Raw genomic sequence first — 21,698 nt, 5'->3', positions numbered from 1 at the left:
TCGATGCTAGTCGCGCCAGTATGCAAAGCTGTCGTGATCCAGGGCTTGCGCGCAGGCGCCGCGGGTCATCTTCAGGAACAGCGCGTCGCCGCGCTCGGAGCGCTGCACGCTGAGCGCGGAGACGACGCCCATCATGATCCCGTGCAGCGTGTAGCGCCGGTAATCCCGCCAGCACTGGTCCCAGCCATAGTCCCGCACGCCTCGGCCGATCAGCTCGGAATGATAGAACCGCACCAGATCGGCTTCATGTAATCGCCGCTCGGACGGGTCGATGCCGGCCGACAGGAAATAGGCGACGTCGACGATGCCTGGCCCCACCGTGAATGTCTGCCAGTCCAGCGTCGCCATCGGTCGGGTATTGCCACGGACGTCAAAGAGGATGTTGTCCAACCTGAAGTCTGCATGCTGCAGGGTTCGCGGCGTCGATTGCTCCGACTGGTAGCGCGGGATCGCGTCCGGAAGCCGGTCGATCAGATCAAGGAACTCCGGCTCGATCACGCCACGGTATCGCTCCTTGTAGTGACCGATGATGCCGGGCAGCACCGCGCGAAGGTCTCTGCGCCGGCTCGCGGCAACCGTAAAGCAATGCGCTGCGGCGAGCGTCGGGTCGTTCCATCGCGGCGCGTGCAATGCAGCGGCCTCACGCATCGCCGTCAGGCAGTCCGCGATCGTACATCCGGCGAGTTGGTCGCCCGGGCGCGCAGGCGCCAGATCTTCCAGGATCAGCGTGAAGTCGTCGGTCGCCGGATCGATCTCGGCGAGAATTGGCCGCGGGGTGTGAATGGCGACGGTCGCCGCCAGCTCGCGATAGAATGCGACCTCGCGGACGTAAAGCGTGTGCGCGGAACCAGAGCGGCGGCTGTCGGGATCTGCCGCCGGAAATTTGCCGACGACGCTCGCGGGTGCGTTCGGCTCATTGCCGTCATAGGTCAGGCGAAATCGATAGCTGTCGCCGACGAGGCCGTTGCCGACCGGCGTGCATGCGAGATCGATGACCCTGGCCTGGTCGATCAAGCCGGCTTCGCGCAGCGCGCGCGTCATCCACTCCGGATCGATCCGCGACGGATCGGCCGTGAGCAAACTCATCGGCGTTCTCCCATCCCCTTGTATCCCCTTGGGGCGTCACCACCGTTCCGGCCGCTCGCACGGCCGGATTGAGGACGGGGTGATCGTTGCGCAAATCATACAGGCGATCGCGGCTTTGGCAAAAGCCACGGCTCGGCCTGTGGGGATAACGCGAGCTACGCAGGGCGGGTAGGGTCGGTTGTGCTGATGCCGACCCACCCGTACGAGGGAAGGCCTACCAGCCTTCCAGCACGATCTTGCCAAGCGACTTGCCGCTTTCCAGCAGCGCATGGGCGCGCTTGAGATTCGCAGCGTTGATGGTGCCGAAGGTCTGGTCGAGCGTGGTGCGCAGCACGCCCTTGTCGATCAGGTCGGCGACATCGTTGAGCAGATGATGCTGCGCGATCATGTCAGGCGTCTGGAATGACGAGCGCGTGAACATCGACTCCCAGTGGATCGACACCGCCTTGCCCTTGAACGCGGCGACGTTGAACTCGGCGGGATCGTCGATCAGGCCGAACTTGCCTTGCGGTGCGATGAAGTCGGCGATCGACTTGTAGTGCTGGTCGGTGAAGGTGAGGCTCGCGACGAGGCCGACCGGCGGCAGCTTCAATTTCTCGATCTGCTCCTTCATCGGCTGCGAGTGATCGATCACCGCATGCGCACCGAGATCGCGGCACCACTTCGCCGACTCCGGCCGCGTCGCAGTCGCAACCACGGTCAGCCCGGTGAGACGGCGCGCCAGCTGGATCAGGATCGACCCGACGCCGCCGGCGCCGCCGGTGATCAGCAGTGTGCGCGGATCGAGGCTCTTGCCCGGTACCGCGCCGAGCCGGTCGAACAACAGCTCCCATGCGGTGATCGATGTCAGGGGCAGGGCGGCGGCCTGCGCGAACGACAGCGATGCCGGCTTGTTGCCGACGATGCGCTCGTCGACCAGATGAAATTCCGAGTTGGTGCCCTGGCGCAGAATCGAGCCCGCGTAGAACACCTCGTCGCCGGGCTTGAACAGCGAGACCTCGGGCCCGACGGCATCGACCACCCCGGCCGCATCGAAGCCGAGGATCTTGTAGCCGCCGTCGGTCGGCGCCGCGCGCTTGCGCACCTTGTAGTCGACCGGGTTGGCCGAGATGGCCTTCACCGCGACGCGGATGTCGCGCCCCTTCAGTTCGGGCTTGGCGATCTCGAAATCGACGAGCGAATCCGCCGCCTCGATCGGCAGCGACTTTTGGTATCCGACGGCCTTCATGCCTGGTCTCCGTGGTGGGCGGTTGCCTGCCGTCTTACCTGTCGCGCTGGCGTCCTTTTGGCAAGTACTGTAAAATCAGGGAACTAGTCCCTGTTTGTATACTATTGGGAAATTACCGATGAAACGGAAGAATTTTGCCCGCCGGCCGGGCTGCGCGGTCGAGGCCGCGCTCGACCTGATCGACGGCAAATGGAAGGGCGTGATCCTGTATCATTTGCAGGCCGGCACCCAGCGCTTCGGCGAGCTGCGGCGGCGGATGCCCGGCATCACCCAGCGTATGCTGACCAAGCAGCTGCGGGCACTCGAGGACGATGGCCTCGTGATCCGCAAGGTCTATGCCGAGGTGCCGCCACGGGTCGAATACACGCTGTCCGAACTCGGCGAGAGCCTGCGTCCGGTGATCGATATTCTGAAAGCCTGGGGCGAGGGCCACCAGGAGCGGCTGTCCTGCGCACCGGCACCGGAGGTCGTCGTGAAGAAGAAGCGCGCGGCATAGGGAGTAAATCAGACGCGCGGCAAACTCCGCCGCACCTCTCCCGCTTGCGGGGGAGGTCGCATCGCATCTCATGCGATGCGGGTGGGGGCTCTTTCCACAAAGTGACTGGAGAGAGCCCCCACCCTGGCCCTCCCCCGCAAGCGGGAGAGGGCCAGGGTGGGGGCTGCTGCTACGGCTCGATGATGTCACGTCCTCCTGAGCAATAAAAAGGCCGGGAGCGGTGTCGCTCCCGGCCGTTGTCATTGACGAAATCGGTTCGCCTCAGAACGCCACCTGCGTGCGCAGCGCGACCGCGTCGAACTTCGAGCCTGCATCCGCAGTCGAAGTCGCCGAAACCTGCTTGGCGACGTCGCCGTGCAGATAGTTCAGCATGAAGCGGACGTTGTTGTTGACGTACCAGTTCAGCGCGGCGGTGTAGACGGTCTGCCGTCCACCCGCGATGCCGACCGCCTGGCCGACCTGGTCGTTGAGATTCATCGTGCTGACGCGGCCGGCGATTTCCCAGGCGCCGATGCCGCCCCCGGCGAGCGAGAACGGATCGTGCGGCTTGATACCGCCATAGGAGGCCGTTGCCGGATTGTAGGCGTGGTTCTCGCCGGTCAGCACGTAGCCGACCTGCGCGTAGCCGCCGTCGAATTTCAGGCTCGGCGCGCCGAACGGCGGCAGCCCGGTATTCGCCGAGCGGTCGACATTGAACCAGTAGTATTCGCCCTGTGCGATGAACGAGCCATAGGTCGCCGCCGCCTCGACGCCGTAGACCTGCGCGCCCGAGACGTTGGCGATCGCGCCGGTCGAGATCAGCGTCGTCGGGTCGATGCGCAGCTCGGGCCGGTCGCTCAGCGTCAGCGTCTGCGCCTGCGTCAGCTGGTTGCGCGGCGGCTGCACCAGCCATTCCGCGTCGGCGCCGATATGCACCGAGTAGTTCTTGCCGCTGATCGGGTTGCCGGCGACGCGGACGACACCGCCATACTGCTCGGACGTGCCGGCCGGCGTGACCGAGGATGCGGAGTGGATCGAGCCTGTCGTCGGGCCCGTGACATAGCCGCCGATCCAGAGCTGGTCGTTCCACCAGCGGGTGCCGGCGCCCGAACGGAAATCACCGGCCGCGATGTTCTGCGCGATGAGGCCGACCGAGGCGCGCTCCATGAACAGGATGTCGTTGGAGCTGGTTGATTCGTCCAGCGTCCACGGGATGTCCATGATGCCGCCTTCGATCGCCATCTTGCCGCCGAACGGCTTGAAGCCGGTGTAGCTCAGATAGGCGTTCTCGACGCCGGAGGTGCCGCCGCCGGGCAGCGATCCCGGTGCTGCGCCGCCGAAGCCGTCGGATGAACCGCCGAAGTCGTAGATCAGCGCGTAATTCCAGTCACCGAAGAACTTGCCGACGATGCCGATGCGGGCGCGGCGCAGGTTCTCGCCGCTGTCGAGCTTCTGCGGCGAGGTGGCAGCGGTGTTCGGACGATAGTCGTAGCCGCCGACATCCCAGTGCACGCGGCTGGTGATCGCGACGCAGTTCTGTTCGTCCGCGGTGCAGATCGTCGGCCGGTTGTTCGGCATCGTCACCACGACGCCCGACGGCGCGACCGGGCCTTTCACCGGGATCGCGGCATTCGCGCTTGCGACCCGCGCCGCCTTGGCATCCGCGGCCTTCGCATTGGCGTTTGCGCTGGCTGCGGTCGCGGTATTGGCATTGGTCTGCTTCTGCAGCTTGTCGAGCTTCTGCTCGAGCATCTTCAGTTGCTGCTTGAGCAGCGCGATCTCCGCGTCGCTGCCGCCTCCGGCTGATTGTGAATAGGCCGGCGAGGCGGCGAGCGCCCCGGCAAGTCCTATGGCGATTGCACCAACTTTTGTCGCACCCATTGTGCACCCCTGTTGTGTTTGAAGTCCCCACTCACTGAGACGTCCTAGGAGTCGAACGTGACTGACGCACGACAGCGCTTCCAGGCATCGCAGCTCCGCTTGTTGTCCGCGGGCAACAAGCGGAGCGGCGCAGTGAGATGACAACAATCATAGAAGCTTGGCGGCGCGCTTCAACGCGTCGGCCGGGGGTTTTGCACCGGTCCGGCGGGGCCGTTTATCCGGCCGGGCGCCCTTCAATTGCCCGGCGAACACGCCTATATTCCGGCGTTTCCAAAAGAGGTGAGAATGCTCCGACCCGTCCGCTTCGCTGCCATATCCGCTCTGTGCACATTGGCTTTCATGGGGAATTGTTCCCCGGCCGCGGCCCAGGACCGTCGCGTGCCGTCGTCGCAGGCCGAGCTTCAGCTGTCCTATGCGCCGATCGTGCAGCGGGTGCAGCCGGCGGTGGTCAATGTCTACGCCGCCAAGACCGTGCAGAACCGCAATCCGTTCCTGGACGACCCGATCTTCCGCCGCTTCTTCGGCGTGCCGGGGCAGCAGCCCGAGCAGATGCAGCGCTCGCTCGGCTCCGGCGTGATGGTCGACGGCTCCGGCCTCGTGGTTACAAACAATCACGTGATCGAGGGCGCCGACCAGGTGAAGGTCTCGCTCTCCGACAAGCGTGAGTTCGAGGCCGAGATCGTGCTGAAGGACAGCCGCACCGACCTCGCGGTGTTGCGCCTGAAGGGCACCAACAAGGAGAAATTCACGACGCTCGACTTCGCCAATTCCGACCAGCTCCAGGTCGGAGACGTCGTGCTCGCGATCGGCAACCCGTTCGGCGTCGGCCAGACCGTGACGCACGGCATCATCTCGGCCCTGGCGCGTACTCAAGTCGGGATCACGGATTATCAATTCTTCATTCAGACCGACGCCGCGATCAATCCGGGCAATTCGGGCGGCGCCCTGGTCGACATGACCGGACGGCTCGCCGGCATCAATACCGCGATCTTCTCGCGCTCCGGCGGTTCGCAGGGCATCGGCTTTGCGATCCCGGCCAACATGGTGCGCGTCGTGGTGGCCTCCGCGAAGAGCGGCGGCAAGGCGGTGAAGCGGCCATGGCTCGGCGCGCGGCTGCAGGCGGTGACGCCGGAGATCGCCGAGACATTGGGGCTTAAGCTGCCGACCGGCGCGCTGGTCGCCAACGTCGCGCCGAACAGCCCCGCGGCGAAGGCCGGGCTCAAACTGTCCGACCTGATCGTCGGGATCGACGGCCAGGCCATCGACGATCCCAACGCGTTCGACTACCGCTTCGCGACCCGTCCGCTGGGCGGCAACGCGGAGATCGAGGTGCAGCGTGCCGGCAAGCCGGTGAAGCTCACCGTGCCGCTGGAGACCGCGCCCGACACCAACCGCGACGAGATCGTGCTGACCGCGCGCTCGCCGTTCCAGGGCGCGCGGGTCGCCAATATCTCTCCGGCGCTCGCCGACGAGCTGCATCTCGACGCCGGCGCCGAGGGCGTCGTGGTGACCGAGCTCGCCGATGACGGCACGGCCGCCAATGTCGGCTTCCAGAAGGGCGACATCATCCTGGCGGTCAACAACGAGAAGATCGTGCGAACCAGCGACCTCGACAAGGTATCGAAGGCGGGCTCGCGAATTTGGCGCATCACGCTGGTGCGCGGCGGCCAGCAGATCAACGTGACGCTCGGCGGATGAGCCCAAAGCAACCGCGCGAGGCTGGCAACCTGTTCGCCGCGGCGGGGATGGAGCAGGACGCGCCACACCCGCTGCCGGACCGGCTGCGCCCGCGCACGCTGGCTGATGTCGTTGGCCAGGATCACATCCTCGGTCCCGACGGCGCGCTGACCCGCATGCTGGAGACGCGCACGCTCGGCTCGCTGGTGTTCTGGGGCCCGCCCGGCACCGGCAAGACCACCGTGGCGCGGCTTCTGGCCGACGCCACCGAGCTGCATTTCGAGCAGATCTCTGCGGTGTTCTCCGGTGTCGCCGATCTGAAGAAGGCGTTCGATGCCGCTCGTGCCCGCCGCGAGATGGGCAAGGGTACGTTGCTGTTCGTCGACGAGGTGCACAGGTTCAACCGCGCGCAGCAGGATTCCTTCCTGCCTGTGATGGAGGACGGCACGGTGGTGCTGGTCGGCGCCACCACGGAGAACCCGTCATTCGAGCTCAACGCGGCGCTTCTGTCGCGCGCCCGCGTGCTGGTGTTTCACTCGCTCGATACGGCGGCGATCGAACGGCTGTTCGCCAATGCCGAGAAGATCGAGGGCAAGAGCCTGCCGCTCGACGCGGAGGCGCGCGCCGTGCTGGTGCGGATGGCCGACGGCGACGGCCGCGCCTCGCTGACATTGGCCGAAGAGGTCTGGCGCGCCGCCCGCAAGGGCGAGGTGTTCAACGCCGAGCAGTTGCAGGCCATCCTGCAGCGCCGCGCACCGATCTACGACAAGTCGGCCGACGGCCACTACAATCTGATCTCGGCGCTGCACAAGTCGGTGCGTGGCTCCGATCCGGATGCGGCGCTGTATTATCTCGCGCGGATGTTCGATGCCGGCGAGGACCCGCTGTTCCTGGCGCGGCGCGTGGTGCGCATGGCGGTCGAGGACATCGGGCTGGCCGATCCGCAGGCGCTGGCGGTCTGCAACGCCGCCAAGGATGCCTATGATTTCCTCGGCTCGCCGGAGGGCGAGCTCGCGATCGCGCAGGCCGTGGTCTATCTCGCCACCGCGCCGAAATCGAACGCGGTTTACACCGCGTTCGGTGCGGCGATGCAGACTGCAAAGCAGGGCGGCTCGCTGCTCCCGCCGAAGCACATCCTGAATTCGCCGACCAAGCTGATGAAGTCGGAGGGCTACGGCTCCGGCTATCAGTACGATCACGACGCGCCCGACGCGTTCTCCGGCCAGGACTATTTCCCGGAAGCGCTCGGCCGCCAGACCTTCTACGATCCGCCCGATCGCGGCTTCGAGCGCGAGATCCGCAAGCGGCTCGATTACTGGGCGCGGCTGCGGAAGGAGCGGGGCGGGAGCTAGGCCGCGGACTCACGAACCGTCGGCGATGTCCGCTGTCCTCCGATCCCGACCGCCCTTGTACAACTGCAGCAAGTGTCGCGATGGGCCAGAAGCCGACATTTATTCAGATCAGCTCGGGGATGCGGCTTGCGAGACCAAGAATTCGACAGGCTGAGCGCCGTTTGCCGCGAGCGTGAGATCGATCAGCTCAACGGGATGTTCCAGAGCGGCAGGCTCTCGCGGCCGAGCGCGAGCGGTCGATCAAGCCGGCTGAAATGATGGCGTGGAGATCGTGTGGTGGATTGTGCCTTCCGCCATCTACACGAAAAACGACTCATTCACCGAGGAGCTTGAAAAAGCCCTTCGAGAAGGAATGAAGCGGTTCGGAACGGCGTTCGAGTTTGGCGCGAAGAACCGCGCCCTCCCAACCGATCCAGAAGAACTCGGCAAGCCAGTCGCAATCTTGGCTGGAAGAGATTGCACCAGTAGCCTGGGCAGCTCTCAAGCACTTGGCTGTGCGCTGCTGCCAGTCGATGAACACATCGAACAGCCGCTGGCGAAATGATTGTGGAAGTACGCTCATCTCCTGCCCAAGATTGCCCACCAAACAGCCTCGCGCATAACGGAAGCGCTTCATGGCGGACGTAGCATCGTCGGTAAAACCTCTGAGCCTTTCGAGCGGGGGATGCTGCTCGTTCAGGAAGAAGCTGTCGAGCTTCCGCGAAAAGTAGCCAGCGTAGCTGTCGATCAGCTCCGCTCCAAATGTCTCTTTGCTCGGAAAGTAGTGGTAGAACGACCCCTTTGGCACGTCGACGCTCTGCAAGACTTCCTCGATCCCCGTCGCGGAATAGCCCTTCTCCGTCAGCATAACGACACCCGCACGGACCAGCGCATCACGGGTCGCGCTGGTGCCGGCAAGTTCCTTGGGAGGTCGCCCGCGACGGCGGCGAGGCAGCGTCTTGCTCATGCAGATCGTATTAGACCGGTCGTCTAGGAGAAGCAAACCGCCGGTGATGCGGCGTTCTGCAAGTGGCGGAGACCCTCTCACTCCATCCACTCGTTCGGTGGCAGGCCTGGGTTCCGGCTTGGCTCACTCAACGTGGCTCGGCATTCGTTGGTGCCGGCGCGAACAGGTTGGTCGACGCGGCCTCCTGAACGATCACTGCCGCGTCTTCGGGCAGCAGAAACCCACGCGCCATCAGATCCTGGGCGGCGATCCGGATCCGGTTCACGTAATCGTCGCGGCCGTGATAGCGCTCTTCGATCGACAGGCGGGCGTCACCGGTACGCTCTCGTTCCGCTTTCGTCGCTGCGAATGGCGAGAAGGACCCGATCAGCATGCAGGTGAATGTCTGCGGCTGGTTCTGGGCACCATTGGTGCCGGTCGGCACCGCGACATCCGGCAGCCGCACGCCGCCGAGCGCATTGCCGTCCTGATCGCGCTTCGGCACTTGTATCACTGCGGCGGAAAGCCGAATCGGCGCGCGCAGCGCAGGTGGCTCGCCGCCGGCGGCTTCAAGCGGCATCAGTTCGCTGGCGGGCGGCTCGGTGCCGCGGCTCACCCAGGCATCAAGGTGCAGCAGGAGGGCCCGCGACAGCGGTGACCAATCGAGGCGGCCCGGCGTCAGTGTGCAGGCCGGTGCTTTGGGGGCGGGTACATGCGGGCCTCCCGCGATATCGTACATCCGCACATTGCCGGGCAGTGGTTGATCCGCGGTTCCGGACCCGCCCGTGCGGCCAAGCGAAGCGCGCAGCGAATAGTAGTCCGTGGTGGAGTTCACCAGTATCATCCTCGGAGGTACCTCGCCGCGCGCCTCGACCTTGGCCGTGATCTCCCCGATCGTGAGCGGCCCGTCATTCACGCCGGGAAAATCCGGGTTGTCGAATGTGGGAGCCCCCTCGGCGCTCGACATTGGTCCAAGGCCCGTCTGCAGGATCGGAAGAAGACCGGCGGCCGAGACGAACACATGCATTCCGTCGAAGACGCGCCGGCTGCCCGTCATGTTGAAGCCGTTCAGCAGAAAGGTCTTCAGGAATCGTCCATCCTGGGACCTGCCGCTCGCGAGCACGCGGTTGATCGCTCCCTTGAGCGGGTTGGGCGTTCCACCCTTGTCGGAAGCTGCATGCGCGAAGAAATCCGCGGCGTCGCGGACGATCGCAAAGCCCACTCCCTCGACGAAGCGTGTCTTGCCGTCGGCGTCAGCGAACGAAGGCAGGTCCGCGCCCTGTCCAAGCTCCCAAAAAACCTCCGCAACTGCGAAACCATGGTCCTGAAGAAAGCCGGTGCCTTGCTCCAGCGTGCCCGGGAGAAACCGCGCGTCGCGAGGCGAGTTGTAGATCGCCTCGGCCCAGACTTGCCCGCGGTTGGGTACGTCCACCAGCAACGCGCCGTTTTCCCCGCGCGGAGTCGCCGGCATCATGAGAATGATCTTCGCCGCGTAGTCGACGCGCCCGCGTTCATTGCGCGATGCCTTGTCGATCCCAGGGATGGCCTCTTGCGGCGATAGGTCGCCGTGGATCTTGCCCTGCCAGATCACATAGTCGCCGGCGCGAAATGTGCCGTAAGGCTGCTTCGACGTGAACTCGATCCGGGTAACTTCTGCGCTCACTGGCCGCGCCGTCGAGATCAGGCTGAACAAGCAAAGCAAGAACATCACAGTTCGCCCGTTTCGACGGTGCGGCATGCGAATTCTCCGTAGAGGATAGCGGCTGGTTTCGAGCATTTCTTGATCACGACACGCCGTATCAGAACGGACATGATGGACCGGCAACTTTTTCACCGGTCCATCGCCTGTCGCGAAGGCCTTCTCACTCCATCCAATAGTCGATGTCCGTCTGATTGGCATTGATGCCGGCCTTTGGCTCGGACGGGCCATGACTGCTGATGATGCCACGAATCCTGGCGAGGCTACCTGTGCCACCGGTAATCACGCCCGATGTCATGTTGGTAAGCTTCCCGTCTCCACTGCTTTGGGCGACCAGTGATGTCCTGACAAAAAACTTGTCGCCATTCTCCAGTATCCAGACGTTGTAGATGAGGGCCGGACCGTTGTTGTCGATGTAGTCCGACATGCCGCGTGTCCACTGCTCCTTCAATCTCGATCCGTTGATGAGGGGGGCATCGGCACCATAGGTCCGCCGAATTTCGAAGAGCCGAGCTTGATGTCCCGGAATGTCGCCAACGTCGATGACGTGCTGTTGGGTGTATACCGTCTGAGTTGCCGGCGTATCATAGCTGACATGGTGCTTTTGCTGCGCAATGGCCCCCGGCACGGTTAGAGCCGCTGCGAGAGTGATCGTCATTCCAAGCGCGATATTGCGAAACATGCGTGACCTCTCATGCTGGAATCCACCCAACCGTGAAGGTATGGGCGGACGTTGTTCGTTGAAGCTTTCGTCATCAACCGGTCAGCGCTCGGTAACGACCGAGCCTCAACCAAAGCTGATCTCACCGCGCTTTTCCGAGGTGCCAGAAATTAGACCGATCGTCTAGTATTCGGCTTGGCTGCAAGCGATTTCGCCCATCAATCTTTTTTGACAGCGCTTTGTCGGACAAGGCTTCTGCGCGCCAAGCTCGCATCAATCCGACTATGACTGCGCCTTAATGAGCCCGCGTCCTAGACCAAGCTGAGATGAGGCTGCGGCCGCGAACAACGCGCGGTCCGTTCCTGCCTGCGCATGGAGGGGGCAGTTGCAGAAGCCCGCAAATGCCATATGCAGCAATGTGTGACTTCTGAATATTAGAAATGTAAGGCTGAGTTGCCCGACGTGTCAAGTTGCCTGTTCGAGCGCCGGCTGCCGGCTGCTTTGCATGGGGTTGTCTTCGATATTTTTGCTGCGCCCGCTGCGACGGCTCCTGACTTCGTTCACTTCACGCCCTTCACGAACTCCAGGATCTCGTCGGTCAACCGCGTATCCGTCGTGTTGATCGCATAGACCTCCGACATGTGGCTGTGCTGCGGCAGCATGAAGCTGCGGGCGCAGCCGCTCGGACGCTTGCAGCTGGCCTGCTTCAACAGCTCGAACTGCTCGACGAAGCGCGGCGGATCGAGCTCGGCCGCGGTGATCAGGAACGGGATCGGGCTTGCGAGAAGGTCTTGCAGCGAGGAGCGTTCGGCGTAGCGCGACGGGTCGGAGCCGTAATAGGCGAGCTCGGCGTCGCCGGCGGGCGAGGCGGTCAGATCGTAGATGCCCGACACCATGATCGCGCCGGCGAGGCCGCTGCCCTTCACCTTGTGGAATTCGGCGCGCGAGACATAGCTTGCGACGTGGACCGCGCCGGCCGACTGGCCCATCAGGAAGATGCGGCTGGGGTCGCCGCCGCGGGGCGCGATGTTCTCCGATACCCATTGCACGACCGCGCCGACGTCTTCCGCGCCTGCCGGCCATGGGAAGGCCGGCGCCAGGCGGTAGGTGGCATTGACGCCGACGAAGCCGCTCTTTGCGGCCCACAGCATGATGTTGTCGTAGAACGGGCTGCCGGGGTTGCGCTTGTTGCCGGCAGTGAAGCCGCCGCCATGGATGTAGATCAGCACCGGCCGCGGTGGCGCGGCGGTGTCCGGCGTGAAGACGTCGAGCAGGTGGCGGTCGGCGGGGCCATACTTGAGGTCACGCTCGACCTTGACGCCCTGATAGGGCTCCTTCTGTTGCAGCGGCGCGTAGAGCGCGGCGGTCTTGGGCGGGTCGACGACGCGGCCGAGTTCCAGGAGCTTCCAGGCCAGATCCTCGGGCATCGGACCTTGCTGGGCCAGCGCCGGGCCGGAGAGCATCAGGGTCGCCGCCAAAGCCGATATCGCCAGTCTCATTCCAAGGCTCCTTCCGAGGCTCACACCGATTTCGCCGTGACGATTCGCGGCATTTGCGCTAGGCACAGAGCAGGTCTGGAGCCGAAAAACCACCATGAGCCGCCGTATCAAGAGAACCATATCGCCGCGCGACCGTGCCAAAGCAGGCGCGAAGCGATCCGTGAAGGGGCGTGACAGGGATCGCGATCAGGATCGTGGCAAGGCGGTGGCCGGGCCTCGCGGCCGCAAGCCTGACGACCGCAGGCCTGACGACCGCAAGTCCGGCGATCGCCCGTTCTCGCAGCGCGCCGCCGCCAAGCCGCCACGCTTCGCCGAGCCGCGTCGCGACCGGTTGCAACGGCCTGAACCCGCGGCGCCGAAGCCCGCAAAGGCCGCGGCCGAGCAGCCATTGCCGACCAAGGTGCAGACCGTGGTCGTCACGGCAGACGAGAACGGCATGCGCGTCGACCGTTTCCTCGAGGCGCGGTTTCCCGGCCTGTCGTTTTCCCATATCCAGCGCATCGTCCGGAAGGGCGAGCTTCGGGTCAACGGCAAGCGCGCCGATTCCAAGGACCGGCTGGAGGAGGGCCAGAGCGTGCGGATCCCGCCGCTGCGGCTCGACACGCCGAAGACGTCAGGCACGCTCTCGGAGGCCGAGGCGAAGACGCTGCAGGCGCTGAAGGACATGACGCTGTACGAGGACGACGACGTGCTGGTGCTGAACAAGCCGGCCGGTCTCGCCGTGCAGGGCGGCTCCGGCATGACGCGCCATGTCGACCAGATGCTGGAGGTGATGCGCGACGCCAAGGGGCAGAAGCCGCGCCTCGTGCATCGCATCGACCGCGAGACCTCCGGCTGCCTGCTGATCGCGAAGACGCGTTTCGCTGCATCGTTCCTCACCGGCGCGTTCCGCCATCGCTCCGCGCGCAAGATCTACTGGGCGCTGGTCGCCGGCGTGCCGAAGCCGAAGCAGGGCCGGATCTCGACCTATCTCGCCAAGGAGGAGAGCGAGGAGGACAGCATCATGCGGATCGCCGAGCATGGCGACGAGGGCGCAAGCCACGCGGTGACCTATTACGCCGTGGTCGAGGCCTCCGCGACCAAGCTCGCCTGGGTCTCGCTCAAGCCGGTGACCGGCCGCACCCATCAATTGCGCGCCCACATGGCGCATATCGATCATGCGATCGTGGGTGACCCGAAATACTTCAACAAGGAGAACTGGCAGCTGCCGGGCGGCCTGCAGAACCGGCTGCATCTGCTCGCCCGCCGCATCGTGATTCCGCATCCGCGCGGCGGCGTGATCGATGTCAGCGCGCCACTGCCGCCGCACATGCTGCAATCCTGGAATCTGCTCGGGCTCGAGGCCGACCGGTTCGACCCGATCGAGAACGCGCCCGAGGAGTGACGGGCCGGGCGCCGCCCTGCAATATCCGTCGCTGACAGCAAGAACGATCAAACCGCGCCGCGCACAGCCTCTATGTTGCCGCGCGCCGGCGGTTGCCGGCACCAATCGTCAAAGAGGTTGCCCATGACCCGGAGCTGGCTACGCGTCGCGCTCTTCCTCGTCGGCTCGGCTGTCGCCTCGGCGGCGGCGCATGCCGAGACCGTGGTGCTCCGCGGCGGCACGCTCTACGCATCGGCCGATGCGGCTGCGCTGCCGGATGCGGTGATCGTGATCTCGGACGGTGTCATCAGCGCGGTCGGCAAGTCCGGCGACGTCAAGGTGCCTGCGGATGCTCGCGTCATCGATTGCAGCGGCAAGACCGTGGTTGCCGGGTTCTGGAACAGCCATGTTCATTTCACGGAGCATGTCTGGCACCTCGCCGGCGAGGCGCCGGCCGCGCCGTTGACGCAGCACATGCAGGAGATGCTGACGCGTTGGGGGTTTACCACCGTCTGGGACCTCGGCTCCGATCCGCGAAACATACTGCCGCTGCGCAAGCGCATCGCCGCCGGAGAAGTCGCTGGTCCCGACATCTTCCTCGCCGGCAGCATCTTTCCGAAGGACGGCCATCCGGCCTATCTGCCGGCTGATATGCAGCTGCCCGAGGCATCGACGCCGGACGAGGCCACGCAACTGGCGCGCAGCTACATGGACCTCAATCTCGATGGCGTGAAACTGTTCACCGGTGTCTTCAAGGGAAACAAGCCGGTCGTGAACATGGACCCGGCGATCGCCAAGGCTGCTGTCGACGTGGCGCACGCGCAAGGCAAGCCGGTGTTCGCCCATCCGCAGAACAAGACCGGTGTCGAGACGGTGATCGCGGCCGGCGTCGATATCATGGCGCACACCGACCCGAGCGAAAGCGGCTACACGCCGGAGCAGCTGGCGCGGTTCAAGGCGCAGAACATCGCTCTGATCCCGACGCTGGCGTTGTTCACCACGGTCGTGCTCGATCCGAACGTCACCAACCATCTGATCGCGGCGACCGTCAACCAGCTCAAGCAGTTCTCGGAGAACGGCGGTCCCGTGCTGTTCGGCACCGATGTCGGCTTCACGAAGCTGTACGACACCACGCAGGAATTTCAATTGATGCACCGCGTGCTGTCGGAACGCCAGGTGCTGGCGTCGCTGACGACCAATCCGGCGCGGTTCTTCAAGGCCGCAAGGAAAGGCAAGGTGGAGCAGGGTTTCGACGCCGATCTCGTGGTGCTCGACGGCGATCCGCTCAGCGACGTCGCCAATCTCGCGAAAGTGAGCACCACCATCCGCGCCGGTCACGTGATCTATCAGAAGCCGTGAAGGCCGGCTGGGGAACTCGCATATCAACGGCGGCGTTGATGCAGCTGGCAATCACTTGAACCAGCGCCGCGCCGTCACGAGATATAGGCTATGAAGCGATCCTTGATTGTTGCCTGCACCTTGCTCTGGGTCATCGGCGCGCCGAGCGCCTTTGCGCAAAGGCAGATCCTCGGGCCCGGTGGCTCGATCTACAATCCGACACTGCCGCCGCCGCCACCGCCGCCACCGCCGCCCAAGATCGAGGTGCCGCCGGTTCCCAAGATGGACGCGGTCACGCAGCCGAACCTGCGTGCTCCCGCGCGCAGTTCGTTCGGGGACCGTATCAACCGGTGCCTCGACGAGGCCGCAGCCGCCGGTCTGAACCAGAGTGATCGCGCCGCCTATTCGCGATCCTGCGCCAACACGCGCGAGTGACACGTCAGAATCCGGACCGCGCTATCGAGCCGGAAGCCGCAGCGTGGCGAGATCGGAGCCGACGATCGTCGTGCCGGTGAAGCCGCCCGCCTCGGCGGCGCTGCGGTAGTCGGCTTCGGTCAGCGCACCGCCAGGCACCTTGTAGGGACCGTGATGCGTCGCCCCGACCTGCGGCGCCAGATGGGTCAGCATCAGGTATTTGGCGCCCGCGCGTTTCGCCATGGCGCCAAGGTCTGGTGTCAGGCTCTGGCGATAGTAGACCGGGGGCGGCATGCCGCTGTCGCGTTCCGGACCCATGATCGGGTGCATGGTCGAATGCACGATCACCTCGGCGCCCTGCGCCAGCTTCTCGACTTGCGCCGATGTCGAGGTCGGGCGGGGCGGGGCCGGGCTGTCGTTGCTGGCATCGCCGCCGATCACGACGCTGCCGGCAGGCGTGTCGACGCGGAACGAGGCGTGGCCGGCAACGTGGGTCGAGCGGATCGCGCTCACCTTGATGTCGCCCTTCGTCCAAACCAGCTGCGGCTCGTCGCTCGGCTCGAACGTGATGAGGTGCGCGAGCTCGGCAGGTCCGCCCGCCAATCGTCTCTTGTCCTCCGAAACCCGTTGCGCGATTTCGCCGGACTGGACGAAGGCGTCACCGATATGTGTCAAGAACTTGCCGCAGCTCATGGTGAAGCCGAGCGGTGAAGGCGCATCGCTGCTGCAGACGACATCGACCTTGGCTCTGCTGGAGCTCCAGTTCCAGCGCGCGAGCAGGAGGTCGACGAAGCCCTCGGTGTGGTCCGAATGCATATGGGTGAAGAACACGGCATCGATCTCTGCCGGATCGATATTCAATTGTGACAGCCGTAAAACGGTGCCGCGGCCGGCGTCGAACTGCAGCTTCGTCGTGCTGCAGCCGGTGCTGTCGTCGCCGTAGCGCACGAGGGTACCGGCGCCGGCGACGCCATTGATGAGGGCCGGCCCGCTCATCGTGCCGGTCAGGGTGACGAGCATGCAGGGCGCCGCTTGAGCGGGCAATGGGACGTGCAACCAGGCGGCCGTCAGCAGGGCGATCGGAAGAGAGAGGCGTTGCATGCTGTCGGCTCCCGTCGTCATTCCGGTGCCGCACAGATTGCCGGACTTCGCGATGGGCCACAAGCGCACGGCCGCGTCGCAGCGATGCCGGCGGCAATCGCGTCAAAGGTTCAACTTGTAGCCGATGTGGCTGCCGACGAATCCGAGCCGTTCGTAGAAGCGGTGCGCGTCGGGGCGCGCCTTGTCGGTGGTGAGTTGCACGAGGTCGCAGCCTCTTGCCCTGCATTGCGCGATCGCCCATTCGAACATCTGCTGTCCAACGCCTGAGCTCCGTTGCATTTCGGCAATTCGGACCGCTTCGATCAGTCCGCGCCAGGCCCCCATGCGCGCCAGTCCGGGAATGAAGGTGAGTTGCAGGCAGCCGATCACCGCATCGTCCAGGGTCGCAACGACCTGCAACTGGTTGGGATCGGCGAGGATGGCTTCGAGCGCAGCGACATATCGCGGGTTGGGTGGCGAGCTCGAATCCTCCCGCTGCGCCCCCAGCATGTCGTTGGCGAGGAGGGCAATGATCGCCGGAAGGTCGGCGGGCTGAGCTGGGCGGAAGGCGATTGACGTCATTGAACGGGATTCCATCGAGGCGGGATCGGTGTCACCGGACAGATTACAGGCTCGCGCAGGAGAAGGACATCCGGTCCGGCGCAAACGAAATCCGCCGGCCTTTCGGGCCGGCGGATTGATCTGTGTCGCGAGGTGCGCCCGTCAGTGGTTCCAGTTGCCACCCTGGTCGTCGCCGTCACCATGGTGGTGATGGCCGCCGCCGTCGAAGTCGAAGAAGTCGAACATGTCGCTGAGCGCCGGGCTGTTGACCGGAACATAGGGATTGCCGGGCGCCGCAACCGGGATCGGGAAGTTGTCGCGGCTGCGATGGGTGATGGGCTCCAGGCGCCAGTTGCGCTCGATGAATTTGAGGATCGAGACGTGATCGGCATATTCATGCGAGATGTGGCCCTGCCGCGCGTACGGCGACACCACGATCATCGGAATACGCGTGCCGTCGCCGAAATAGTCGAGCGGCTGCACGTAGCCGGAGTCGAAGTAGCCGCCACCTTCGTCGAACGTGATGAAGATCGCAGTGTCCTTGGCGTAGTCCGAGGCCTGGACCTGATCGACGATCTTCTTCGCGAAGCCTTCGAACAGATTGAGCTTGGACGACGACGGGTGACCGTCCGTGAAGCCGCTTGGTTTGACGATCGAGACCGCCGGCAGCGAGTGCTTGGAGAGATCGGAGTACAGATCAACCGAGTCCTTGATATGGGCTGCGACCTGTTCCGGGTGCGACATGATCGAGGTGTCGTACTGGAACGGATTGCAGATGTTGCAGTACTCGTCGGCGGTCGGACCGGCCACGCCCCAGTTGAGTTGGTAAGGATCGTTGACGTAGTTGTTCCACTGGTCGCCGTAATACTTCCAGGAGATATTCCGCTCGTTCAGGCTGTCGCCGATGCTCTTGCGGGTCGACGGCGGGATCGTGAACGGGGTGTTGGACGGGTTGGTGTCGGTGTAGGCGTTCTTGCCGTTGCCGAAGTAACCCGGGTTGTAGTTGTTCAAAAGATAATAGTGGCCCGGCTCGCAATTCGGGTGGATCCGGATGTTTTTCAGATAGTCCAGGATCGGCTTGACGCCGGGCTGGCCTGGATCCGAGCAGTCGCTGTAGGAGCCGCCGCCGGACACCGGGTTGGTCTGATAGGGCGGCGCGAAGCCGCCATTGCCGCCGGCGCCGTAGCCGTCCTCGGTGTACCAGTTGTTGGTGCCGGGCGCCGGGTTCGGATTCTCGATCTGATGGACGATGCCGGCGTCGGGTGTGCCGCCGAACACCTGCGTGCCGTTCGGCGGGACGGCTGCGTTGCCGTAGGTATCGCTGAAATAGATCATGTCGGCATGACCGAACATGATGTGGTTGGCGCCGGTTCCGCCGTTGACGGACTGGTGGAAGTTGTCGCTCATCGCGTATTTCTGCGCGAGCGATGTGAAGTAGGGCGCGTCGCCCTTCTGCACGTTGTAGAATCCGAGCGCCGTCGAACCCTCGCCCGTGGTCGTCGCCGTCGGCGAATAGTCGGTGGAGAAGTTCGAGGGCTGCGTCGCACCGTTGGCGCCGGCGCCGACGGTCACTTCGACCCAGGCGAACAGATTGCCGCCGCAGCCCGATGGATTGTCGCGGCTGGCGGACGAGTGGTTGCAGTTCAGCTGTTGCCACATCTGGTAGAAGCGATGCACCGGGCTTGCCGAATAGGAGTCGTAGGGCATGCCGTCCGCGTTGGTGAGCTGGAACGGACCGGCGGGCAGCGTGCTGACATTGCTGATGCGCTGGTCGGGGGTCTGCGAGGTCTGACCAGTGCCGCCGGAGAGCAGGTATTGGTAGTACTCGGACGGCAGGCCGGATTCTGACTGCTGTGCCAGCACCAGCGATGCCTCGCAGGTGGTGATCGGCGAGCTGCCGCACTTGTTCGGGATGTAGGAGACCTTGGGGCCGCCGACCAGCGGAGACGGCAGCTGATCCTTGGGGAAGTTCTGCTTCGGCGGGCTCAGCAGGAACGCATCGTTCGGGCCGTTATCCATGGCCGCCTGCTGATGCGCCTTTTCGAAGTTCGGCCCGGGGATCGCATTCTTGCCGGCGTCGAGCTTGACGATGCCCTGCGAGAGCAGGTTGAACACGCTCTGGTCGCGGCGCTCGGGCACGTAGGTCGCGAACACATGGTCGAAGCTGCGGTTCTCGCCGATGATGACGATCACGTGCTTGATCGGCGTCCGGGTCTCGTGTCCGCCGTGGTGATCCCAGTCCTGTGCAAGGACGGGGCCGGCGGTGAACTGGCCCAGCGCCAGTGCGCTGAGGGTGAGGCGGCAACCTTGCAGCCAACGTGACTTGTGCCTGTCGCGCATTAAAGCTCTCCTTTTTGCTGAGTGAGCGGCTTGGTGGAACTTGCAGTGTCTCGTGGCACGACCCTGATCCGTCCCATCATGCCGCCGTCCTCATGCTCGAGGACGTGGCAGTGGTAGACGAATGTGCCGACGATGTTGGGATCGCGAAAATCCATGCGCAGGCGCACGCTCGGATATTTCAGCATGCGGCCGTTGTAGTAGGGCACGTTGACGGTATCGCGCAGGAACGGCTCGTTGACCGCGACGCCGGACCAGTCGAGCAGCTGGAAGTGAAGCTGATGGATGTGGAAATCATGCAGCTCCATCGAGCGGTTCTCGATGATCCAGTCCTCGACATCGCCCTGGCGCACGGTGATGTCGGGCACGTCGGAGTTTGGATCGAATGGCTTCGGCGTCTCGCCGTCGAGGGTCATGAAGAACTTGGTCGGGCTGTTCGGGTCGTTCGGGTTCTCCGGCTGCTCGGAGAAGAATAGTTTTCTGATGCGCACCGGTGCGACGTTGCCGACCCACGGTCGCTCTGGCCGTGGCAGCGGCTCGGCGCGCGCAGGCAGCACGGCTTGCGGCTTGCTTGCATTGGCCGAGGTCGTGACGGCGACCAGCGCGCGGTTGGGGTCGTTTTCGCCGGCGGGGCCGGTGTCGACCGCGCGCGTCACCAGCAAGGCGGACGCACCGGCCGGCGGTCCTTCGACGATGAACTCGGCGCGCGAGCCCGGCGGCAGGCCGATATGGTTGACCCATTGCACCGGCGGCGATGGGCTGCCCTGGAATTGCAGCGGCACGCCGTCGAGCCCGACGATGCCGATCTGCTGTGGCGCGCGGCCGACCAGCAGCGCGAGGTTGAGATAGGTGATCGCGGACGCGTTCAGCACCCGCCAGAGCTGCCGCTCGCCGGGCTTTATCGTCAGCCTTGCCGCCGGATAGTTCGGATAGGGCACCGGCACGAAATTGACGGAAAGATCCTTCGACGGCTTGCCGAAGCCGGTGCCGGAGTTGGCGACGTCGCCGTCATTGTCGAGCTGGCTCTTGGTCATGACCGGCTCGAATTTCGACGGCGGTGCGTCGGGATTGACGAGATCCTGGTCGCGGATCACGAGCACGCGCTCTGGCAGGCCGGCGAGCTGTGCATTGGCACGCTCGATGCCTTCGATGATGATGGCGCCGGAGGCGCCGCCGAGCACCTGCGTCTTGCTGAAGCCGTGCAGGTGCGGGTGATACCAATAGAGGCCGGGCGCCGCGTCGTCGGGAATGCGCAGGCGATAGTCGAACGGCGCGTCGTCGGGCTGGATCGAGGTCTTCAGCACGTCATCCTGGTGGCAGACCGGCGGCACGGTCAGCCCGTGGAAGTGCAGGTTGGTCGAGATCGGCGTCATCGCGCCGCTCGCGCAAATGTCCGCCTGCTTCCGCGTCGTGCAGATCGGCGCGCCGGCGAGCGGGCGGTCGATCGCTGGCGTTGCCGTATCGAGATCGACGAGGTCGTTCTTGAAATGAATGACGAGCTGATCGCCCGGCTTCAGCCGCAGGGTCGGCGACGGCTTCCCGTCCGGCGTCAGATAGCAATAGCGGCTCGTTCCGTCGGGTAGCTTCTGGTCATGGATACTGAGCTCGGTTTCGAGCACGCCGTCGCGGCTGCGCAGTTCGGCGGGTTCCTCGATCGCGCTTCCGGGCGCGGGCCGGGTACAAACGTCCGGTTGCGTGCGCGGCGCATCCTGCACGCCTGCTGCGGCGAGCCAGGTCGTCATGCCGCTCGCGGCAAGCCCGAGGCAAGCTGCAGCGATGACACAACAAACGGTCGAAAGTCGTCGTGTCACGCCGCCCCGCCAATACGCCGCCACGCGCGCGCAAGGGCACGACCGACGTCTTGCATGACGTCAGTCCACGTCTTGCGACCGCAATGGTCGACAAAGTTTCTGTTTGGTGATGCGAGGCTAGCCGCGCGTTGTTGCCGAAATCTGGCAGGTTTTTAACGCGCAGATGACAGGAATTTGCGGCACTTCGACGCAGCGGCGTGCGCGATGTTCAAACCTGCTGAGCGATCAATCGGATGGCGCATTCGCGGACTGAATTGCGGAGATACGAAGACGCGCAGGCAATCGATAGAAAATTTTTCGGTGTCGCCGAT

17 protein-coding genes are annotated in these 21,698 nt (G+C 64.6%); 6 read left to right on the top strand and 11 right to left on the bottom strand.

Annotation, left to right across the window (positions count from 1 at the left end):
- Window positions 1–6: 6 nt before the first annotated feature.
- Both CK489_RS31805 and CK489_RS31800 read right to left on the bottom strand, forming a co-directional pair.
- Window positions 7–1,086, bottom strand: a complete 1,080-nt coding sequence (locus CK489_RS31805; RefSeq protein WP_095735096.1) for a phosphotransferase — start codon at window positions 1,084–1,086, stop codon at window positions 7–9.
- A gap of 214 nt (window positions 1,087–1,300) precedes the next feature.
- The gene (locus CK489_RS31800) at window positions 1,301–2,314 is read right to left on the bottom strand and encodes a zinc-binding alcohol dehydrogenase family protein (protein WP_095735095.1); all 1,014 of its coding nucleotides are present in this window, start codon (window positions 2,312–2,314) and stop codon (window positions 1,301–1,303) included.
- Window positions 2,315–2,432: 118 nt separating this feature from the next.
- On the opposite strand from CK489_RS31800, the gene CK489_RS31795 reads away from it, so the two are divergent.
- Window positions 2,433–2,810: a winged helix-turn-helix transcriptional regulator gene (locus tag CK489_RS31795; RefSeq protein ID WP_021081638.1), complete on the top strand. Its 378-nt coding sequence runs from the start codon at window positions 2,433–2,435 to the stop codon at window positions 2,808–2,810.
- A 261-nt stretch (window positions 2,811–3,071) separates the two neighbouring features.
- On the opposite strand, the gene CK489_RS31790 is transcribed toward CK489_RS31795, so the two are convergent.
- Window positions 3,072–4,670 (bottom strand): OprO/OprP family phosphate-selective porin, encoded by a 1,599-nt coding sequence (locus tag CK489_RS31790; RefSeq protein WP_095735094.1) that lies wholly within the window; start codon window positions 4,668–4,670, stop codon window positions 3,072–3,074.
- Window positions 4,671–5,009: 339 nt separating this feature from the next.
- Here CK489_RS31790 and CK489_RS31785 point away from each other — a divergent pair, with 339 nt between their 5' ends.
- Both CK489_RS31785 and CK489_RS31780 read left to right on the top strand, forming a co-directional pair.
- Window positions 5,010–6,368 carry a DegQ family serine endoprotease gene (locus CK489_RS31785; RefSeq protein WP_095735093.1) on the top strand — a complete coding sequence of 453 codons (1,359 nt, stop codon included), beginning with the start codon at window positions 5,010–5,012 and terminating at the stop codon, window positions 6,366–6,368.
- Window positions 6,365–7,699, top strand: a complete 1,335-nt coding sequence (locus CK489_RS31780; RefSeq protein ID WP_050625755.1) for a replication-associated recombination protein A — start codon at window positions 6,365–6,367, stop codon at window positions 7,697–7,699. The genes CK489_RS31785 and CK489_RS31780 overlap by 4 nt, the downstream gene beginning before the upstream one ends.
- Window positions 7,700–8,012: 313 nt before the next feature.
- On the opposite strand, the gene acuR is transcribed toward CK489_RS31780, so the two are convergent.
- The 4 genes from acuR to CK489_RS31760 all read right to left on the bottom strand — a co-directional run bounded on the left by acuR (window position 8,013) and on the right by CK489_RS31760 (window position 12,483).
- On the bottom strand, window positions 8,013–8,645 hold the full coding sequence (gene acuR, locus CK489_RS31775; protein ID WP_095735092.1) for an acrylate utilization transcriptional regulator AcuR: 633 nt from the start codon (window positions 8,643–8,645) through the stop codon (window positions 8,013–8,015).
- A gap of 127 nt (window positions 8,646–8,772) precedes the next feature.
- Window positions 8,773–10,362 (bottom strand): alpha/beta hydrolase domain-containing protein, encoded by a 1,590-nt coding sequence (locus CK489_RS31770; RefSeq protein ID WP_143278275.1) that lies wholly within the window; start codon window positions 10,360–10,362, stop codon window positions 8,773–8,775.
- A 124-nt stretch (window positions 10,363–10,486) separates the two neighbouring features.
- Window positions 10,487–11,005, bottom strand: coding sequence for a hypothetical protein (locus CK489_RS31765; protein WP_095735090.1), 519 nt, complete (start codon window positions 11,003–11,005; stop codon window positions 10,487–10,489).
- 539 nt (window positions 11,006–11,544) lie between these two features.
- Window positions 11,545–12,483, bottom strand: a complete 939-nt coding sequence (locus tag CK489_RS31760; RefSeq protein WP_095735089.1) for an alpha/beta hydrolase — start codon at window positions 12,481–12,483, stop codon at window positions 11,545–11,547.
- A gap of 94 nt (window positions 12,484–12,577) precedes the next feature.
- Between CK489_RS31760 and CK489_RS31755 the strand changes: the two genes are divergently transcribed.
- The 3 genes from CK489_RS31755 to CK489_RS31745 all read left to right on the top strand — a co-directional run bounded on the left by CK489_RS31755 (window position 12,578) and on the right by CK489_RS31745 (window position 15,619).
- Window positions 12,578–13,867, top strand: coding sequence for an RluA family pseudouridine synthase (locus tag CK489_RS31755; protein ID WP_095735088.1), 1,290 nt, complete (start codon window positions 12,578–12,580; stop codon window positions 13,865–13,867).
- Between the two features lie 123 nt (window positions 13,868–13,990).
- A complete protein-coding gene (locus CK489_RS31750) occupies window positions 13,991–15,205 on the top strand; it encodes an amidohydrolase family protein (protein WP_143278274.1) in 1,215 nt (404 codons plus the stop codon).
- A 90-nt stretch (window positions 15,206–15,295) separates the two neighbouring features.
- Window positions 15,296–15,619, top strand: a complete 324-nt coding sequence (locus CK489_RS31745; RefSeq protein ID WP_095735086.1) for a hypothetical protein — start codon at window positions 15,296–15,298, stop codon at window positions 15,617–15,619.
- Window positions 15,620–15,640: 21 nt separating this feature from the next.
- Here CK489_RS31745 and CK489_RS31740 read toward each other — a convergent pair whose 3' ends face one another.
- The 4 genes from CK489_RS31740 to CK489_RS31725 form a co-directional block, all read right to left on the bottom strand.
- Complete coding sequence (locus CK489_RS31740; protein ID WP_158226525.1) at window positions 15,641–16,699, bottom strand: MBL fold metallo-hydrolase; 1,059 nt, start codon at window positions 16,697–16,699, stop codon at window positions 15,641–15,643.
- 102 nt (window positions 16,700–16,801) lie between these two features.
- Window positions 16,802–17,260, bottom strand: coding sequence for a GNAT family N-acetyltransferase (locus tag CK489_RS31735; RefSeq protein WP_095735084.1), 459 nt, complete (start codon window positions 17,258–17,260; stop codon window positions 16,802–16,804).
- A 141-nt stretch (window positions 17,261–17,401) separates the two neighbouring features.
- Window positions 17,402–19,579 (bottom strand): alkaline phosphatase family protein, encoded by a 2,178-nt coding sequence (locus CK489_RS31730; RefSeq protein WP_095735083.1) that lies wholly within the window; start codon window positions 19,577–19,579, stop codon window positions 17,402–17,404.
- On the bottom strand, window positions 19,579–21,318 hold the full coding sequence (locus tag CK489_RS31725) for a multicopper oxidase family protein (protein WP_095735082.1): 1,740 nt from the start codon (window positions 21,316–21,318) through the stop codon (window positions 19,579–19,581). The genes CK489_RS31730 and CK489_RS31725 overlap by 1 nt, the downstream gene beginning before the upstream one ends.
- Between the last annotated feature and the right edge of the window lie 380 nt (window positions 21,319–21,698).

Source organism: Bradyrhizobium sp. UFLA03-84, from assembly GCF_002289535.1.
In the GTDB taxonomy this organism is placed as follows: domain Bacteria; phylum Pseudomonadota; class Alphaproteobacteria; order Rhizobiales; family Xanthobacteraceae; genus Bradyrhizobium; species Bradyrhizobium viridifuturi.
Note: the sequence above shows the minus strand (reverse complement) of the source record. Positions and strands in the feature narration are given on the sequence as shown.

What these genes read in the sequence shown, in the direction of transcription:
- CK489_RS31805 (WP_095735096.1), bottom strand. Translation starts at nt 1,086, where the DNA reads ATGAGTTTGCTCACGGCCGATCCGTCGCGGATCGATCCGGAGTGGATG.
- CK489_RS31800 (WP_095735095.1), bottom strand. Translation starts at nt 2,314, where the DNA reads ATGAAGGCCGTCGGATACCAAAAGTCGCTGCCGATCGAGGCGGCGGAT.
- CK489_RS31795 (WP_021081638.1), top strand. Translation starts at nt 2,433, where the DNA reads ATGAAACGGAAGAATTTTGCCCGCCGGCCGGGCTGCGCGGTCGAGGCC.
- CK489_RS31790 (WP_095735094.1), bottom strand. Translation starts at nt 4,670, where the DNA reads ATGGGTGCGACAAAAGTTGGTGCAATCGCCATAGGACTTGCCGGGGCG.
- CK489_RS31785 (WP_095735093.1), top strand. Translation starts at nt 5,010, where the DNA reads ATGGGGAATTGTTCCCCGGCCGCGGCCCAGGACCGTCGCGTGCCGTCG.
- CK489_RS31780 (WP_050625755.1), top strand. Translation starts at nt 6,365, where the DNA reads ATGAGCCCAAAGCAACCGCGCGAGGCTGGCAACCTGTTCGCCGCGGCG.
- acuR (WP_095735092.1), bottom strand. Translation starts at nt 8,645, where the DNA reads ATGAGCAAGACGCTGCCTCGCCGCCGTCGCGGGCGACCTCCCAAGGAA.
- CK489_RS31770 (WP_143278275.1), bottom strand. Translation starts at nt 10,362, where the DNA reads ATGCCGCACCGTCGAAACGGGCGAACTGTGATGTTCTTGCTTTGCTTG.
- CK489_RS31765 (WP_095735090.1), bottom strand. Translation starts at nt 11,005, where the DNA reads ATGTTTCGCAATATCGCGCTTGGAATGACGATCACTCTCGCAGCGGCT.
- CK489_RS31760 (WP_095735089.1), bottom strand. Translation starts at nt 12,483, where the DNA reads ATGAGACTGGCGATATCGGCTTTGGCGGCGACCCTGATGCTCTCCGGC.
- CK489_RS31755 (WP_095735088.1), top strand. Translation starts at nt 12,578, where the DNA reads ATGAGCCGCCGTATCAAGAGAACCATATCGCCGCGCGACCGTGCCAAA.
- CK489_RS31750 (WP_143278274.1), top strand. Translation starts at nt 13,991, where the DNA reads ATGACCCGGAGCTGGCTACGCGTCGCGCTCTTCCTCGTCGGCTCGGCT.
- CK489_RS31745 (WP_095735086.1), top strand. Translation starts at nt 15,296, where the DNA reads ATGAAGCGATCCTTGATTGTTGCCTGCACCTTGCTCTGGGTCATCGGC.
- CK489_RS31740 (WP_158226525.1), bottom strand. Translation starts at nt 16,699, where the DNA reads ATGCAACGCCTCTCTCTTCCGATCGCCCTGCTGACGGCCGCCTGGTTG.
- CK489_RS31735 (WP_095735084.1), bottom strand. Translation starts at nt 17,260, where the DNA reads ATGACGTCAATCGCCTTCCGCCCAGCTCAGCCCGCCGACCTTCCGGCG.
- CK489_RS31730 (WP_095735083.1), bottom strand. Translation starts at nt 19,579, where the DNA reads ATGCGCGACAGGCACAAGTCACGTTGGCTGCAAGGTTGCCGCCTCACC.
- CK489_RS31725 (WP_095735082.1), bottom strand. Translation starts at nt 21,318, where the DNA reads ATGACGACCTGGCTCGCCGCAGCAGGCGTGCAGGATGCGCCGCGCACG.